Source organism: Nocardia sp. NPDC005746 (genome assembly GCF_040630785.1).
Taxonomy (GTDB): domain Bacteria; phylum Actinomycetota; class Actinomycetes; order Mycobacteriales; family Mycobacteriaceae; genus Nocardia.
On the sequence record NZ_JBEXYE010000006.1, the window covers coordinates 215,063 to 228,781 of the forward strand.

Annotated in this window: 15 protein-coding genes; 9 read left to right on the forward strand and 6 right to left on the reverse strand. The window is 68.4% G+C overall.

Translation table 11 applies throughout. The annotated features are described in order from the left end of the window. The first annotated feature begins 294 nt into the window (after positions 1 to 294). Positions 295 to 1,617 (forward strand): hypothetical protein, encoded by a 1,323-nt coding sequence (locus ABZ412_RS14125; protein ID WP_357280435.1) that lies wholly within the window; start codon positions 295 to 297, stop codon positions 1,615 to 1,617. Beyond that, a complete protein-coding gene (locus tag ABZ412_RS14130; protein WP_357280437.1) occupies positions 1,608 to 2,471 on the forward strand; it encodes an Abi-alpha family protein in 864 nt (287 codons plus the stop codon). Before ABZ412_RS14125 ends, ABZ412_RS14130 begins: the two co-directional genes overlap by 10 nt. 110 nt (positions 2,472 to 2,581) lie before the next feature. Here the strand turns inward: ABZ412_RS14130 and ABZ412_RS14135 are convergent, their stop codons facing one another. From ABZ412_RS14135 to ABZ412_RS14145, 3 genes are all read right to left on the reverse strand, one after another. Further along, positions 2,582 to 4,390: an ABC-F family ATP-binding cassette domain-containing protein gene (locus tag ABZ412_RS14135; protein ID WP_357280440.1), complete on the reverse strand. Its 1,809-nt coding sequence runs from the start codon at positions 4,388 to 4,390 to the stop codon at positions 2,582 to 2,584. 117 nt (positions 4,391 to 4,507) lie between these two features. Further along, positions 4,508 to 5,431: a 4-(cytidine 5'-diphospho)-2-C-methyl-D-erythritol kinase gene (locus ABZ412_RS14140; protein ID WP_357280442.1), complete on the reverse strand. Its 924-nt coding sequence runs from the start codon at positions 5,429 to 5,431 to the stop codon at positions 4,508 to 4,510. A 19-nt stretch (positions 5,432 to 5,450) separates the two neighbouring features. Then, on the reverse strand, positions 5,451 to 6,203 hold the full coding sequence (locus ABZ412_RS14145) for an SDR family oxidoreductase (RefSeq protein WP_357280445.1): 753 nt from the start codon (positions 6,201 to 6,203) through the stop codon (positions 5,451 to 5,453). 93 nt (positions 6,204 to 6,296) lie between these two features. Here ABZ412_RS14145 and ABZ412_RS14150 point away from each other — a divergent pair, with 93 nt between their 5' ends. The 5 genes from ABZ412_RS14150 to ABZ412_RS14170 all read left to right on the forward strand — a co-directional run bounded on the left by ABZ412_RS14150 (position 6,297) and on the right by ABZ412_RS14170 (position 10,976). Then, positions 6,297 to 6,890 (forward strand): TetR/AcrR family transcriptional regulator, encoded by a 594-nt coding sequence (locus ABZ412_RS14150; RefSeq protein WP_357280448.1) that lies wholly within the window; start codon positions 6,297 to 6,299, stop codon positions 6,888 to 6,890. A 102-nt stretch (positions 6,891 to 6,992) separates the two neighbouring features. Then, on the forward strand, positions 6,993 to 7,199 hold the full coding sequence (locus ABZ412_RS14155; RefSeq protein WP_357280451.1) for a heavy-metal-associated domain-containing protein: 207 nt from the start codon (positions 6,993 to 6,995) through the stop codon (positions 7,197 to 7,199). After that, positions 7,196 to 8,092, forward strand: a complete 897-nt coding sequence (locus ABZ412_RS14160; protein ID WP_357280453.1) for a hypothetical protein — start codon at positions 7,196 to 7,198, stop codon at positions 8,090 to 8,092. The genes ABZ412_RS14155 and ABZ412_RS14160 overlap by 4 nt, the downstream gene beginning before the upstream one ends. Then, on the forward strand, positions 8,089 to 10,329 hold the full coding sequence (locus tag ABZ412_RS14165; protein WP_357280456.1) for a heavy metal translocating P-type ATPase: 2,241 nt from the start codon (positions 8,089 to 8,091) through the stop codon (positions 10,327 to 10,329). Before ABZ412_RS14160 ends, ABZ412_RS14165 begins: the two co-directional genes overlap by 4 nt. 146 nt (positions 10,330 to 10,475) lie before the next feature. Then, positions 10,476 to 10,976, forward strand: coding sequence for an LpqN/LpqT family lipoprotein (locus tag ABZ412_RS14170; protein WP_357280459.1), 501 nt, complete (start codon positions 10,476 to 10,478; stop codon positions 10,974 to 10,976). On the opposite strand, the gene ABZ412_RS14175 is transcribed toward ABZ412_RS14170, so the two are convergent. Continuing rightward, entirely contained in the window at positions 10,977 to 11,171 is a 195-nt protein-coding gene (locus ABZ412_RS14175) for a DUF397 domain-containing protein (protein WP_357280462.1), read from the reverse strand. Then, positions 11,168 to 12,040: a helix-turn-helix transcriptional regulator gene (locus ABZ412_RS14180; RefSeq protein ID WP_357280464.1), complete on the reverse strand. Its 873-nt coding sequence runs from the start codon at positions 12,038 to 12,040 to the stop codon at positions 11,168 to 11,170. The genes ABZ412_RS14175 and ABZ412_RS14180 overlap by 4 nt, the downstream gene beginning before the upstream one ends. Before the next feature lie 465 nt (positions 12,041 to 12,505). Between ABZ412_RS14180 and ABZ412_RS14185 the strand changes: the two genes are divergently transcribed. After that, on the forward strand, positions 12,506 to 12,730 hold the full coding sequence (locus ABZ412_RS14185; RefSeq protein ID WP_357280467.1) for a hypothetical protein: 225 nt from the start codon (positions 12,506 to 12,508) through the stop codon (positions 12,728 to 12,730). Positions 12,731 to 12,978: 248 nt separating this feature from the next. Then, positions 12,979 to 13,290 (forward strand): spore germination protein GerW family protein, encoded by a 312-nt coding sequence (locus ABZ412_RS14190; protein ID WP_357280469.1) that lies wholly within the window; start codon positions 12,979 to 12,981, stop codon positions 13,288 to 13,290. On the opposite strand, the gene ABZ412_RS14195 is transcribed toward ABZ412_RS14190, so the two are convergent. Beyond that, positions 13,249 to 13,665: a chorismate mutase gene (locus ABZ412_RS14195; protein WP_357280471.1), complete on the reverse strand. Its 417-nt coding sequence runs from the start codon at positions 13,663 to 13,665 to the stop codon at positions 13,249 to 13,251. The genes ABZ412_RS14190 and ABZ412_RS14195 overlap by 42 nt on opposite strands. Between the last annotated feature and the right edge of the window lie 54 nt (positions 13,666 to 13,719).

Below are 13,719 nucleotides of genomic sequence, written 5' to 3' on the forward strand. Positions count from 1 at the left end.
TGCGGGCACGTTGAACCCATGAGCCAGACGAAGGTTACCCCAGTCCACGTCCGCCGAGTAACGACGCACATGACCCCCAACACGAACGATCAAAGGACGATATGGCTGTGGTCTCCGCCATTCTCGTGGTCCCATCGAGAGAGAGGAACATCGAGCCCGGGCAGTGTGACCGAGATCTCCGACCCAGACACTCCGCCGCTGGACTCGCTTCCTGAATAGCCAGTAAGGTCCGAACCGCCGATGGGGTAGTCAACGCCTAAGGCGGTGCGTTGCGGGTCGGCAGGAGGGTGTCGCGTGCTAGAGAGTGTCTTCGGGGTGCGTCCGACCCTCCTATTGGAATTGATCACGATTCCGCTGTTCACGGGCGTGATCGGCTATATCACCAACTGGACCGGCGTGCTCATGCTGTTCAAGCCGATCCGGTTCCACGGATTCCGGCTGCCCGGTTTGGCCGCGGTGTTTCCTTTGCTGCCCAAGCGGATTCAGGTGCTGCCGCTGCTGCAGTACGACGGGCGGATCGGCTGGCAGGGGATCGTTCCGTCGCGCGCCGACAAGATGGCCAGCATCGCCGTCGACAAAGGACTGGCGAAACTCGGGAGTGTCGCGGATTTCTATCGCGAACTGGAACCGGACAAGCTCGCTGAACATTTTGTTGAAATTGCCGATCTTCAGATTCGCGGCATTGTCGAGGACATCCTCAAACGCGAACATCCACAGCTCTGGTACAACCTGCCGACAGGTGTGCGGGAGATGGTCCACAACCGCGTGCGGGAACAGTTGCCGGATATTCTCCGGGAACTCACCGATGAACTCGGCAAGAACATCGATCAGCTGCTGGACGTCAAGTCCATGACCATCCGCTACTTCCAGGCGCGGCCGCAGATGCTGAATTCCGTGTTCCAGGTGCTCGGCGCCAAGGAACTCCGATTCATGCAGAACTTCGGCTTCTACTTCGGCGCGCCCATGGGTCTGGTGCTGGTCGGCATCCTGCACTGGACGCACTGGTCGTCGCTGGTCGTGCTGCCGGTCGGCGGGGTGATCATCGGCTGGGTGGTCAACTGGATCGGCATCAACCTGATCTTCGAGCCCGCCTATCCCAAGTGGTGGTGCCCGTGGCGGCAGGGCCTGCTGATCAAACGGCAGGACGAGATCACCGAAGGCTACGCGGCGCTGGTGGCCAGCGAGATCATGACCGTCGCCAATATCGGCGACGAGCTGCTCAACGGCCCGCGCGCCGACCGCACCATGCAGATGCTCACCGACACCCTGCGCCCGGCCGCCGACCGCGCGCTCGGCCCGGCCCGCTCGGTGGTCAAGTTCGCCCTGGGCAGCAGGGAGTACGACACCCTGCAGGACACCCTCACCACCGAGGCGATGACCATCGCGCCGATCGCCTTCGCCGACCCCGCGTTCAACGTGCGACAGGGCGTGCAGGTGCAGGAGTACATCGCCAAACAAATGTCGGCGCTGCCCCCGCCGGAGTTCGTGGACATGCTGCGTTCGGCCATCAAACAGGACGAATGGCTTTTGTTCGTCCATGGTGGCGCGCTGGGGCTCTTCGCCGGTTACGCTCACCTCCTGATCTTCGGAACAGGAGTCGCCACCACATGGATATGACCGAATCCTCCTCTGGCGAGGACGATCCCGCCGATCCTTCCACCGTCATCGCTGTTCGCGAGCCGGCGCAGCTGCCGGTGCCGGTGGATTCGGGCGAGCGGCGGGGTTCGGCCGGACCGGTGCGGGCCGCCACGGGAGTGGTTCGGGTGGCCATGTCGGCGGCGGTCGAGGCCAGTTTCTGGAGTCTGCACACCGCGCTCGGGGTGACCTCGGTGGTGCTGCGCGGCAGCATGGCCGGGCAGCCGCCGCGCGAGATCCTCTCCGACGCCGGCGCGCAGGTGCGGCAATCGGTCCGGCAGGCGCTGGGCGTGCCCGTGCCCGAGGACCTCGACACTGCACCCGATTCCGGGCACACGGCGCTGCTGCGCGCCCGCGGCGCGGAACTGCTGCGCCGGTCCGCGGACTTCCACGCCGAGGACGACACGCACCACCACACCGCCTACTCGCGCATCCTGGGCGAACTCGCGCCCGACGAGGCGCGCATCGTGCGGCACCTGTACCTGGACGGGCCGCAGCCCGCGGTCGAGGTGAAGACCGGACGCAGCTCCTACCGGGGCGTCTTCAACCTGCTGGGCGAGGACGCGGCCCTGCGCTACCCGAACCGGATCGACGAGTACCTGGCCAATCTGGACCGGCTCGGACTGCTCGACGTGACCCGCGAAGCGCTGGGCAACCCCAACCGGTACCAGCTGCTCGAGGCCATGCCGGAGGTGCGGCGGCTGCTCAAGCGGGCGAGCTTCGGCACCAAGGTGCTCTACCGCACCGTCGAATTGACCTCGTTCGGCGCGGGTTTCGTCCGCACCTGCCTGCCGGTTCCCTCACTCGATCCGCAGGTGCTCGAACAGCACGGATAGATTCTCGAACAGCGCGGATGGATGTCCACCGCGTTCGCAAACAATCAATCGCCGTCCACCACCAGGGTGAACGGCGATTGTCGTTGGAGCTCAGGCGTTGCCGTTGGAGCTCAGGCGTCTTCGGCCAGTTCCAGCCAGCGCTCCTCGGTGGTCTCCTTCTCGGCCTGCACCTGCTTCAGTTCGGCTCCCAGCTTCACCAGCTTGTCCGGCTCGGTGGCCGCTTCGGCGAGTGCCGCGTGCAGCTTCTCCTCGCGGTCGGTGAGCTTCTCCAGCGCGCGTTCCAGCTTGGCCAGTTCCTTGCGGGCGGCGCGGTAGGCGGCCGAATCCGTGGCCGGGGCCGTGGAATTCGCGGCGGCGGCCGGGGCGGCGGAGCGGGCCGGGGTAGCCGGGCCGCCGCTCAGCGCGGCGCGTTTGCGCAGGTATTCCTCGATGCCGCCGGGCAGGTTGGTGAGTTTGCCGTCGCCGAACAGCGCCCAGGTGGTGTCGCAGATGCGCTCGATCAGGTAGCGGTCGTGGGAGATGACCACCATGGTTCCGGCCCAGCCGTCGAGCATGTCCTCGAGCTGCTGCAGGGTGTCGATGTCGAGGTCGTTGGTGGGCTCGTCGAGCAACAGCACGTTCGGCTCGGCCATCAGGATGCGGGTGAGCTGCAGGCGGCGGCGCTCGCCACCGGACAGGTCGCGCACCGGGGTGCGCTGTTTGGCCGGGGTGAAGCCGAGTCGCTCGGCCAGCTGACCGGCACTGATCTCCTTGTCGCCCAGCATCATTCGCTGCGCCACGTCCTGCACCGCCTCCAGGACACGCATGTCCAGCGGCAGGTCGTCGAGTTCCTGGCGCAGCCAGCCGATCTTGACGGTCTGACCCTGGATCCGCTTGCCGGACTGCAGGTCCCGCTCCCCCGCGAGCGCGCGCAGCAGGCTGGTCTTGCCGGAGCCGTTCACGCCGACCAGGCCGACACGTTCGCCGGGCGCGAGCCGCCAGGTCAGGTCCTTCACCAGTTCCCGGCCGTCCGGGAGGGCGAGGGTGGCGTCCTCGAGCTCGATCACCACGCGGCCCAGGCGCTTTCGCGCGAAGGAGGCCAGTTCCACGGTGTCGCGCGGGGCGGGGACGTTGGCGATCAGGGCCTCGGCGGCCTCGATCCGGTAGCGCGGCTTGGAGGTGCGGGCGGGCGCGCCACGGCGCAGCCAGGCCAGTTCCTTGCGGGCCAGGTTCTGGCGGCGAGCCTCGCTGGCGTCGGCCTGGCGAACGCGTTCGGCGCGGGCGAAGATCCAGTCGTTGTAGCCGCCGTCGTAGGTCTCCACCTTGCCGCCCTGCACCTCCCAGGTACGGGTGGCGACGGTGTCGAGGAACCAGCGGTCGTGGGTGACGACCACCAGGGCGCTGCGGCGGGCGAGCAGATGCTCGGCCAGCCACTGCACGCCCTCGACGTCGAGGTGGTTGGTGGGCTCGTCGAGCACCAGCAGGTCCAGCTCACGGACCAGGGCGGCGGCCAGCGCGGTGCGGCGGCGCTCACCGCCGGAGAGGTTGGCGACCGGGGTGTCCATGCCGAGATCGGCGATGCCGATGCCCTCGACCACGGAACGGATCCGGGGGTTGGCCGCCCATTCGTGCTCGGCGACGCCGTCGGTGCGCTGATCCTCGGCCAGGCCCGCGAGCACGACATCGCCGACCGTCGCGTCCTCGGGGAGGACGCCGCGCTGGGTGACGACCGCCATGCGCAGGAATCCGGCCCGGCTCACCCGGCCCGAATCCGGCTCTTCGAGACCCGTCAGCACCTCGAGCAGCGTGGTCTTGCCGCCGCCGTTCAGACCGACGACACCGATCCGCTCCCCTTCCTGAACCCCGAGGGACACCTTGTCGAGCAGCGGCTTGACGCCGAAGCTCTTACTGACGGTTTCCAGGTTGATCAGGTTGGCCACGGAACTGTCCCGCCTCTCCGGGTCTTTTGACGAACCGTAAGAGCCTACTCACCCGCCGTGGCGGGCCGGCGGTCGCGTTCGCGGAGACTCGGCCCAGTTGCCCCGAAGCTCACGAAATCAGTTGTCGCCCACGATGCGGCGCGCGCCCGGGACCGGGCCGTGGGCGGTGCGGACACTGCGGGCGACGCCCGCGCCCGCGAGCTCGGCGGCGACGGCGACCGCGGCCTCTTCGCTCTCGCACAGGAAGGCGCAGGTCGGGCCGGAACCCGAGACGATGCCCGCCAGGGCTCCCGAGGTGACGCCGGCCCGCAGGGTGCGGCGCAGGTCGGGCTTCAGCGAGAGCGCGGCGGCCTGGAGGTCATTGCCGAGCAGCGGGGCGAGCTGGGTCGCGTCGCCGGAGGCCAGGGCCTGGAGCAGGTCCTCGGGGCTGCCGAGGCGCGGCGGGTCACCGGCCTCGCGGAGGCGGTCGAGTTCCTTGAAGACGGCCGGGGTGGACAGGCCGTCCTTGGCCAGGGCCAGCACCCAGTGAAAGGTGTTGCGGGACAGCACCGGGAGCAGTTTCTCGCCGCGGCCCCGCCCGAGCGCGGTGCCGCCGTGCAGGGAGAACGGGACATCGCTGCCGAGTTCGGCTGCGATATCGGACAATTCGGCCCGGCTGAGGCCGAGTTCCCACAGGTCGTTCAACCCGACCAGGGCCGCGGCGCAGTCCGCGCTGCCGCCTGCCATCCCACCGGCCACCGGAATCCCCTTGGTGATCCCGATTTCCACCAGCGGCGCCCGGCCCGCCTGATCGGCGAGCCGGACCGCCGCCTGCCAGACCAGGTTGGTGCGGTCGGTGGGGACCTCGTCGGCGCCCTCGCCGGTCACCTTGACCCGCATGGCGGCGGCCGGCGCGATCTTCAGATCGTCACTGAGCGAAAGGGCTTGGAAGACGGTGGTGAGGTCGTGGTACCCGTCTTCACGCAGGTCACCCACCCCGAGGTGCAGATTCACCTTCGAAGGGGCACGCACGATCACAGGGCTCGGCACAACTGACAGCACGGCCCAAGCCTAATGGTGCTCAGAGCAGCGCACCGCCCGTGGCGTCGATCCATTGGCCGGTGACCCAGCGGCTGTCGTCCGAGGCCAGGAACGCGACGATATCCGCGATCTCGGCGGGCTCGGCCACGCGATTCAGTGGTGACTTCGCCGACACCGCCGCCATGGCCGCGTCGTTGCGCAGCCAGTCGGCGTTCATGTCGGTGTCCACCACGCCCGGCGCCACCGCGTTGACGGTGATGTCGCGCGCACCGACCTCCTTGGCCAGCACCGAGGTGAAGGCGTCGATCGCGCCCTTGGTCATGGTGTAGGCGAGCAGTTCCGGCATGCCGGCGCCGCGGGTGAGCCCGGTGGAGACGTTGACGATGCGCCCGCCGTCGCGCAGCCGGTCCAGGCCCAGCTTGGTGACGAAGAACGGGGATTTCGTATTGACGGCGAAGACCCGGTCGAAGGCCTCCTCCGAGGTACCCCCGATGGGTTCCCGGACGCCGTCGGTGCCGGCGTTGTTGACCAGGATGTCGAGGCCGTCGGCGTGGGCGTCGAAGGCGGTCCACAGTGCTTCGGCGTCGCCGGGCACGCCGAGGGTGGCGGCGAACGCGAAGGCCTGGCCGCCCGCGGCCTCGATGCTCGCGACGGTCTCCTTGGCGGCGGCCGCGTTGCCGTTGTAGTGGACGCCGACCCGCGCGCCGTCGCGGCCGAGGCGCTGCGCGATGGCGCGCCCGATTCCCCGTCCGCTGCCGGTGACCAGTGCCGTCTTGCCGGAAAGTGCGCCCATGACCTCGTCCTTCGTTCGACGGCCACATTCTTTAGTGACCGTTACAGAAAGCGACGATAACACATGTGTAGCGGTCGTTATAAAATCGCTGACATGGCCACAACCACCCGGGGTCGCCCCCGCTCGTTCGACCGCGACGCCGCCCTCGACCAGGCGCTGCGGCTGTTCTGGCAACGCGGCTACGAGGCCACCTCGGTGAGCGACCTGACCAAGGCGCTCGGCATCGGAGCACCCAGCCTGTACGCGGCGTTCGGCGACAAGCGGAAACTGTTCGACGAGGTCCTCACCGCCTACGGCATGAGTTACGGCGGCTTCGCGGCGCGCGCGTTCGCCGAGGAGCCGACCGCCCGCACCGCCGCGGAGCGCACCCTGCGGGAGGCCGCGGCCGAATACGCCCGACCCGGACAGCCACCCGGCTGCCTGGTCATCCATGCGGGTACCAACACCACCAATGATGAAGTGCTGCAACTGCTTCAGAAGCTGCGCAATGACAATATCGACGCCTTCGAGCGGCGGATCCGCGAGGACGTGGCCACCGGACGCCTGCCCGCCGACACCGATGCCCGGGCCCTGGCCCGCTACACCGGGGCCGTCATGCAGGGCATGTCCCAGGCCGCGCGGGACGGCGCGAACGAGGGTGAGCTGCGCCGAGTGGCCGCGTTGGCCATACTGGCCTGGCCCGAGTGAATTTCTCGGATCAACCGCTTGCGCCAGGTACCCATGGGGGGTATGTTTCTCGGTGTTGGGGATACCCCCTCACCGTATGAGAAGCGAGCGAAGGAGACCACCATGGCCACCAGCACCTACACCGTCACCGGGATGACCTGCGGCCACTGCGTCGGTTCGGTGCAGAAGGAGATCGGCAAGATCGACGGTGTCACCAGCGTGGACGTGGATCTCGCCAGCGGTCTGGTCACAATCGAGTCGGCCGCCGACCTCGGCGACGCCGATGTGATCGCCGCCGTCGACGAAGCGGGTTACGAGGTGGCCAGGTGAACGATCGACTGAAGTTCGCCGCCTTCGGTGGCGGACTGGTCGTCTTGTTCGGAGCCGCGCTCGGCATCGGCGCCCTGGTGGGCGACCGGTCCGGCGCGGCCCCGGCCGAGGCCGCCGACCACTCTCAGCACGAGACCGCCGCGCCGACCGGCCTGCAGGACAGCCTCTCCGGCTACACCCTCGGTGAGATCAGCGCCCCGGCCACCCCCGATCAGCAAGGCGCGCTGCGCTTCCGGATCACCGGACCGCAGGGCACCGTCACCCGGTACGACAACCTCCACGACAAGGACCTGCACCTGATTGTGGTCCGCTCGGACGCGAGCCAGTTCCGGCACGTGCATCCCACCCGGGCCGCCGACGGCACCTGGTCGCTGGACTGGAAGTGGGCCGCGCCCGGCAGCTACCGGGTGTTCGCCGACTTCTCCCCCGCCGGCGGGCCCGGCGAACTGGTCCTGAGCCGCACGGTCGCGGTCGCGGGCAATGTGACCGACAAGCCGCTGCCGCCGGTCTCCACGACCGCCGACGTGGACGGGTACCGGGTCACCCTCACCGGTGATCTGACCACCGCGGGCAGCGAACTGACCTTCAGCGTCACCCGGGACGGCAAGCCGGTGACCGACCTGCAGCCCTACCTCGGCGCCTACGCGCACCTGGTAGCCCTGCGGGCCACGGACCTGGCCTACCTGCACGTCCACCCCGAGGGCGAGGTCGGCACGACCGCCCCCGGCCCCGACGTCGCCTTCCACGCGCAAGCGCCCAGCGGCGGCGAGTACCGCCTGTACCTGGACTTCCAGCACGGCGGCGCGGTCCATACCGCGGAATTCACCGGCACCGCATCCACCGCCGCACCCGCTACGGGCGCGCCCGCATCACACGGAGGAGGTCACTCATGAGCGCCCCAGCTCCCGAGCGTTCGATCGAACTCGATATCGGTGGAATGACCTGCGCCTCCTGTGCTTCCCGGATCGAGAAGAAGCTCAACCGGATGGACGGCGTCACGGCGTCGGTCAATTACGCGACCGAGAAGGCGAAGGTCAGCTTCCCCGACTCGGTGACCGCCGATGACCTGATCGCCAAGGTCGTCGACACCGGCTACACCGCGGCCGTGCACCACACCGAACCGGTGAAAACCGAGGCGGCCGAGACCGATTCGGCCCCGTCGGCGGCGGATCTGTTGCGGCACAAGCTGCTGGTGACGCTCGCGTTGGCGGTCCCCGTGGTCGCCATGGGCATGTTCCCGGTCTTCCAGTTCACCAACTGGCAATGGCTCTCGCTCACCCTGACCGCGCCCATCGTGGTGTGGAGCGCGTCCCAGTTCCACCGGGCCGCGTGGGTGAACGCCAAGCACGGCGCGGCCACCATGGACACGCTGATCTCGCTGGGCACGCTGGCGGCGTTCAGCTGGTCGGTGTACGCCCTGTTCTGGGGAAATGCCGGAATGCCCGGCATGAAGCACCCGTTCAGTTTCGTCATCGAGCGCGGCGATTCGTCCTCGGCGCTGTACTTCGAGGTGGCGGCCACCCTGGTCACCGCCATTCTCGCGGGCCGCTATTTCGAGGTGCGGTCCAAGGAGAAGGCCGGGTCCGCGCTGCGGGCGCTGCTGGAGCTGGGCGCGAAGGACGTGTCGGTGCTGCGCGGCGGCGTCGAGACCCGGATTCCCATCGGCGATCTGTGGGTCGGCGAGGAGTTCCTGGTCCGTCCCGGCGAGAAGGTCGCCACCGACGGTGTTGTGGTGAGCGGCAATTCGGCGCTCGACATGAGCATGCTGACCGGTGAATCGGTGCCGGTCGAGGCGGGCCCGGGCGATCAGGTGGTGGGCGCGACCGTGAACGCCGGCGGTCTGCTGACCGTCCGCGCCACCCGGGTCGGCGCGGATACCCAACTGGCGCAGATGGCTTCGCTGGTCGAGGACGCGCAGAACGGCAAGGCGCCGGTGCAGCGGCTGGCCGACCGGGTGGCGGGTGTGTTCGTGCCGATCGTCATCGCGATCGCGGTGGCGGCGCTGGGCTTCTGGCTCGGCACCGGCGCGGCGGTGGCGACCGCGTTCGGCGCGGCCGTCGCGGTGCTGATCATCGCCTGCCCGTGCGCCCTCGGCTTGGCCACACCCACCGCGCTGCTGGTCGGCACCGGGCGCGGCGCGCAGCTGGGCATCCTGATCAAGGGCCCGCAGGTGCTGGAGTCGACCCGGCGGATCGACACCGTGGTGCTGGACAAGACCGGCACCGTCACCACCGGCAAGATGGCGCTGGCGGAAGCGATTCCGGGGTCCGGCGTCGATGCCGACGAGCTGCTGTCGGTGGCCGCGGCCGTCGAGCACGGCTCCGAGCACCCGGTCGCCAAGGCCGTGGTCGCCGGTGCCGCCGAGCGCGGACTCGACACCGAGCGGGTGGAGCAGTTCGTCAGCCACGGCGGTAAGGGCGTGCAGGGTCTGGTCGGCGAGCGGGCCGTGGTCATCGGGCGCACCGAGCTGATGGCGGACTGGTCGATCACGGTGCCGGACGTCCTGGCGGACGCCAAGACTCGCGCCGAGCAGGCCGGTCAGACCGCCATCGTGGTGGCCTGGGACGGGCAGGCGCGCGGCGTGCTGGTCATCGCCGACGCGGTGAAACCGACCAGTGCGCAGGCGATCTCGGAGATGAAGGCGCTCGGGCTCACCCCCGTGCTGCTGACCGGCGACAATGCCGCGACCGCCCGCACCGTGGCGGATCAGGTCGGCATCGCGGAGGTCATCGCCGAGGTGCTGCCCAGCGACAAGCTGGACGTGGTGAAGAAGCTGCAGGACGAGGGCAAGGTGGTCGCCATGGTCGGCGACGGCGTCAATGACGCGGCCGCCCTGGCCCAGGCCGATCTGGGCCTGGCCATGGGCACCGGCACCGATGTCGCCATCCAGGCCGCCGACCTCACCCTGGTCCGCGACGACCTGCGGGCGGTACCCACCTCGATCAAGTTGTCCCGCGCCACATTGCGCACCATCAAGGGCAACCTGTTCTGGGCGTTCGGCTACAACGTGGCGGCCATCCCGCTGGCCGCCGCCGGCCTGCTGAACCCGATGCTCGCCGGCGCCGCCATGGCGCTGTCCAGCGTGTTCGTGGTCAGCAACAGCCTGCGGCTGCGCCGCTTCCGCGGGTGACCCGGCACCGCGTCGGCCGGTGAGTCACGGCGGCGGGCCGCTCGGATCGCACGATCCGGGCGGCCCGTCGCGGTCGTCGCCCTGCGCTTCGCTGTCATCGTGTTGAATGTCGGGTGTCCACCGCCGCCCCCTCTCGAGGAGCTTCGTTGACCACCATCGCCGAATACCTGGCCTCCGCCCAGATCCAGGCCGCCCCGGTCGACCCCGCGGCCCCCGGCGCGCCGAAGGTCACCGTCGGCGTTCCCGAAGGCTGGCAGCAGGTCCCGCCGCAGATGTTCCCCGGCTCGTTCGGCGTCTGGACCCAGCCGCCCGTCGACGGCTGGGCCGACAACGCGGTCCTGCTGGTGGCGACCTTCACCCCCGCCGTCGACCCCGCCGAACTCCTCACCCACGCCTTCGACGATGCCCGCCAGCTGCCCGCGTGGAAGGACATCGACACCGACACCGCGGACTACGACGGCCTCCCCTCGGCCGCCATCACCGGCACCTACGAGGTCCAGAACCTCACCTTGTGGGCCTACAACCGCTACATCATCGTCGACTCCGACAAGGGCCAGTACCTGGTCCAGCTCACCATCACCACCCGCAACGACAGTGACGGCAGCGCCCCCACCGCCATCCTCGAGGGCCTGTCCATCTCGGCGTAGCTACCGCTCCCACACCTCACCGGCGAGAAAGCGATCCCACTGCTCGCCGGTGAACACCAATGCGGGCCCACCGGGGTCCTTGGAATCACGGACCCCGACCCCACCCCGGCCCAGGAATGCGACCTCGACGCAATCCTGTCCCCCGGCGCTCCGGCTGCTTTTGAACCATTCGGCTTGGGCCAGCTCATTTTTCACGCTGAATACTCCTTTGCCATCCGCCGCAGCAGGTTTCTGCTGTCGGCCTCGTTCAACGCTACGCGTTCGATGGTGCCGAACGCGGCACGATACTGGTCGACGGTGCCATCCAGCTCGAAGTACATTGCGCCCGTGTAGCTCTCGACATAGACGACAGTCGGCTCCTCGGGCTCGCCGTCATCGTCCACGGCGAAGTCGAGGATCGTGAAGGGGCCGGGCGAAACGCCCAAGGGAAATCCCGCCGCGGCAGGCAGGATCCGCACAGACACATTCGGCGGCATGGCCGCGAGGTGCCGGAGTTGGGCGGCCATGACCTTCGGGCCACCGACCACTCGTTGCAGCGCGACTTCGTCGATAACCAGGCGCGTGGTCGCGGGCTTGCGCTTCCTGGTGATCAGCGACTGTCGCCTGATTCGAAGATGCACCCGCCGTTCGATGGCCGTAGGCGACTCGTACGGAAAGTAGATGTGGTCCAGCGTGCGCGCGTACTCCGGAGTCTGGAACAAGCCGGACACCATGTCGGGCCGGTAGATCGTGATCCGCTCAGCCGCCGACTCCAACCCGACGTACACGTTGAACCCGGCCGGAATCAGGTCTCCATATTCGTGCCACCACGATTTCACATTGGCCTGCTGCGCAAGCCCTTTCAGCGGCTCCACATATTCGGGCGCATCGTAGATCCGGCACAGTTCTTCGATATCGCTCAGGTGGATCCGTTCAGTCACTCCGGTTTCCAGCCTTTGCAGGCTGCCGGTACCTCGCTCGGCCAGCTTGGCCGCCTGCACGATCGACAGACCACACTGCTGCCGCAGTTCTCTCAAGTACCGCCCAAGTTGGCGGCGAGGCAGATTGCTGGAGCGCTTCGACATGACCATCTCCTGGCGTCGGCTCCGAAACCCGAATCAATTGTGCGCCGAAATCGGATGGCGTGCTGGGGAAACGCGCAGAAATCCTGCGCACGCAGAAATCCCGGTCCGTCGTCACAGTTTCTGCTGTCCGATGTACGCATCCCCGGTTCCCCAACCACTCCGAAACCCCAACGGGAACCCGGGAGCGACCGAGATCCGCGTTCGAGAGGAGACCGTAATGCAGTGGGACACCTGGGCACTTCTGACGATCGCAGTCCTCTGCGGCAGTGTGATCCTCTGGTCCTGGTGGGGCTTCCACAACGACGCCCCCGCACCGGACCCCACCGTCCTACGACTCTCCGTCAACGGCGGCGGCCACCTCGACGTCCCCCGCTCCGAGGCAGATCCCGGACGCCACCGCCAAGCACCACGAACAATGCGCACTCACCCAAGGCATCTCCGCCGGACGCCGCAAAGGTTCGCGGCATGACCCCCGCCGAGGTGGCCGTCCTCACCGCACTCAGCCCCGACCGCACTCTCACCGCGACCCAAGTCCAGCTCGCCTCAACGCTCACCGCGTGGCGTACGCGCAACGCCTTGGCCCATCTCGAATCCCGTGGCCTGATCGTTCCCAGTCATCCGCGCGGTCGCTGGCGGATCACCCCGCGCGGCCGCGCGGCGCTCACCTCGAAAGCGAGTAGGTTTCGTTGATCCGGTCGCGTCCGACAGCGGGTGTCAGTGCTGAACTGGCCTCAACCACCTCTACTGCTGCTGAATTGGCGATGATTCGATGATTCGCGGCGGGTTGTGGAGGAAGAAGCCAGCCGGGGTGGCGGACTCGGCGGTCGTGTCCGGTTGGCGGAACAATGGCGATATGGATTTCGAGGATGCGGGCGGGTCTACCACGCGGCTGATGGAGGAGCTGGTCGATCGGCTCCGGGGAGAAAGCGCGCGCGTCAGTGGTTTTCGGGGATCCGATCACCAGTGACGGGGTCACGATCGTGCCGGTGGCCCGGGCCGGGTTCGCGTTCGGTTTCGTGCCCGGTCGCGGTCCCACCGCCGACGAGGTCATCGACGGCGGGGGTTCGGGCGGCGGGATGGAGATGCGGCCGTTGGGATTCATCGAAATCCGGGACGGCTCAGCGCATTACCGCCCGCTCCCGGCCGGGTGGACCGGCGTTGTCCTGCCGCTGGCAGGGATCGCCGCCGGCCTCCTCGCACCGTACGCATTACGCGCCGGACGCCGCCTCTACCGGGCGCGGCGCGACTGAACCGGCCACCTCACCGGCGGTGAGTGCGCGGTGGCGCTGCTGCTCGAGTTCGATGAATCCGTCGATCAGGGTGTTGTAGACCCGCTCGACCAACATCGGCTCGACACCGTGGCGCACGGCCAGCTCACGCAGGCGGACCATCATCCGCGCGCGGCGGTCTGGTGCGCGGACCTCGTGTTCGTTGCGCTTGAATGTGGCGGCGCGCATCACCAATTGCTGCCGGGCGCCGAGCAATTCGATGATCCGCGCATCGATCGCATCGATCTCGCCGCGTACTTCTTCCAGAGACATGAATTCGGACCTCTCGATTCGAGGCCACCGACGCGTCAGCCGAGCGACGCGAGACGCGTCGACCACCGCACCGGCAGCCGACACGAACGCACGTCAGAGCCGCCGAAACCTCGGCCGCCACGACTGCGTCATCACCAT

Coding starts and splice junctions, on each gene's coding strand:
- ABZ412_RS14130 (WP_357280437.1), top strand. CDS start 1,608: ATGGATATGACCGAATCCTCCTCTGGCGAGGACGATCCCGCCGATCCT.
- ABZ412_RS14145 (WP_357280445.1), bottom strand. CDS start 6,203: ATGGGCGCACTTTCCGGCAAGACGGCACTGGTCACCGGCAGCGGACGG.
- ABZ412_RS14150 (WP_357280448.1), top strand. CDS start 6,297: ATGGCCACAACCACCCGGGGTCGCCCCCGCTCGTTCGACCGCGACGCC.
- ABZ412_RS14155 (WP_357280451.1), top strand. CDS start 6,993: ATGGCCACCAGCACCTACACCGTCACCGGGATGACCTGCGGCCACTGC.
- ABZ412_RS14165 (WP_357280456.1), top strand. CDS start 8,089: ATGAGCGCCCCAGCTCCCGAGCGTTCGATCGAACTCGATATCGGTGGA.
- ABZ412_RS14180 (WP_357280464.1), bottom strand. CDS start 12,040: ATGTCGAAGCGCTCCAGCAATCTGCCTCGCCGCCAACTTGGGCGGTAC.
- ABZ412_RS14185 (WP_357280467.1), top strand. CDS start 12,506: ATGACCCCCGCCGAGGTGGCCGTCCTCACCGCACTCAGCCCCGACCGC.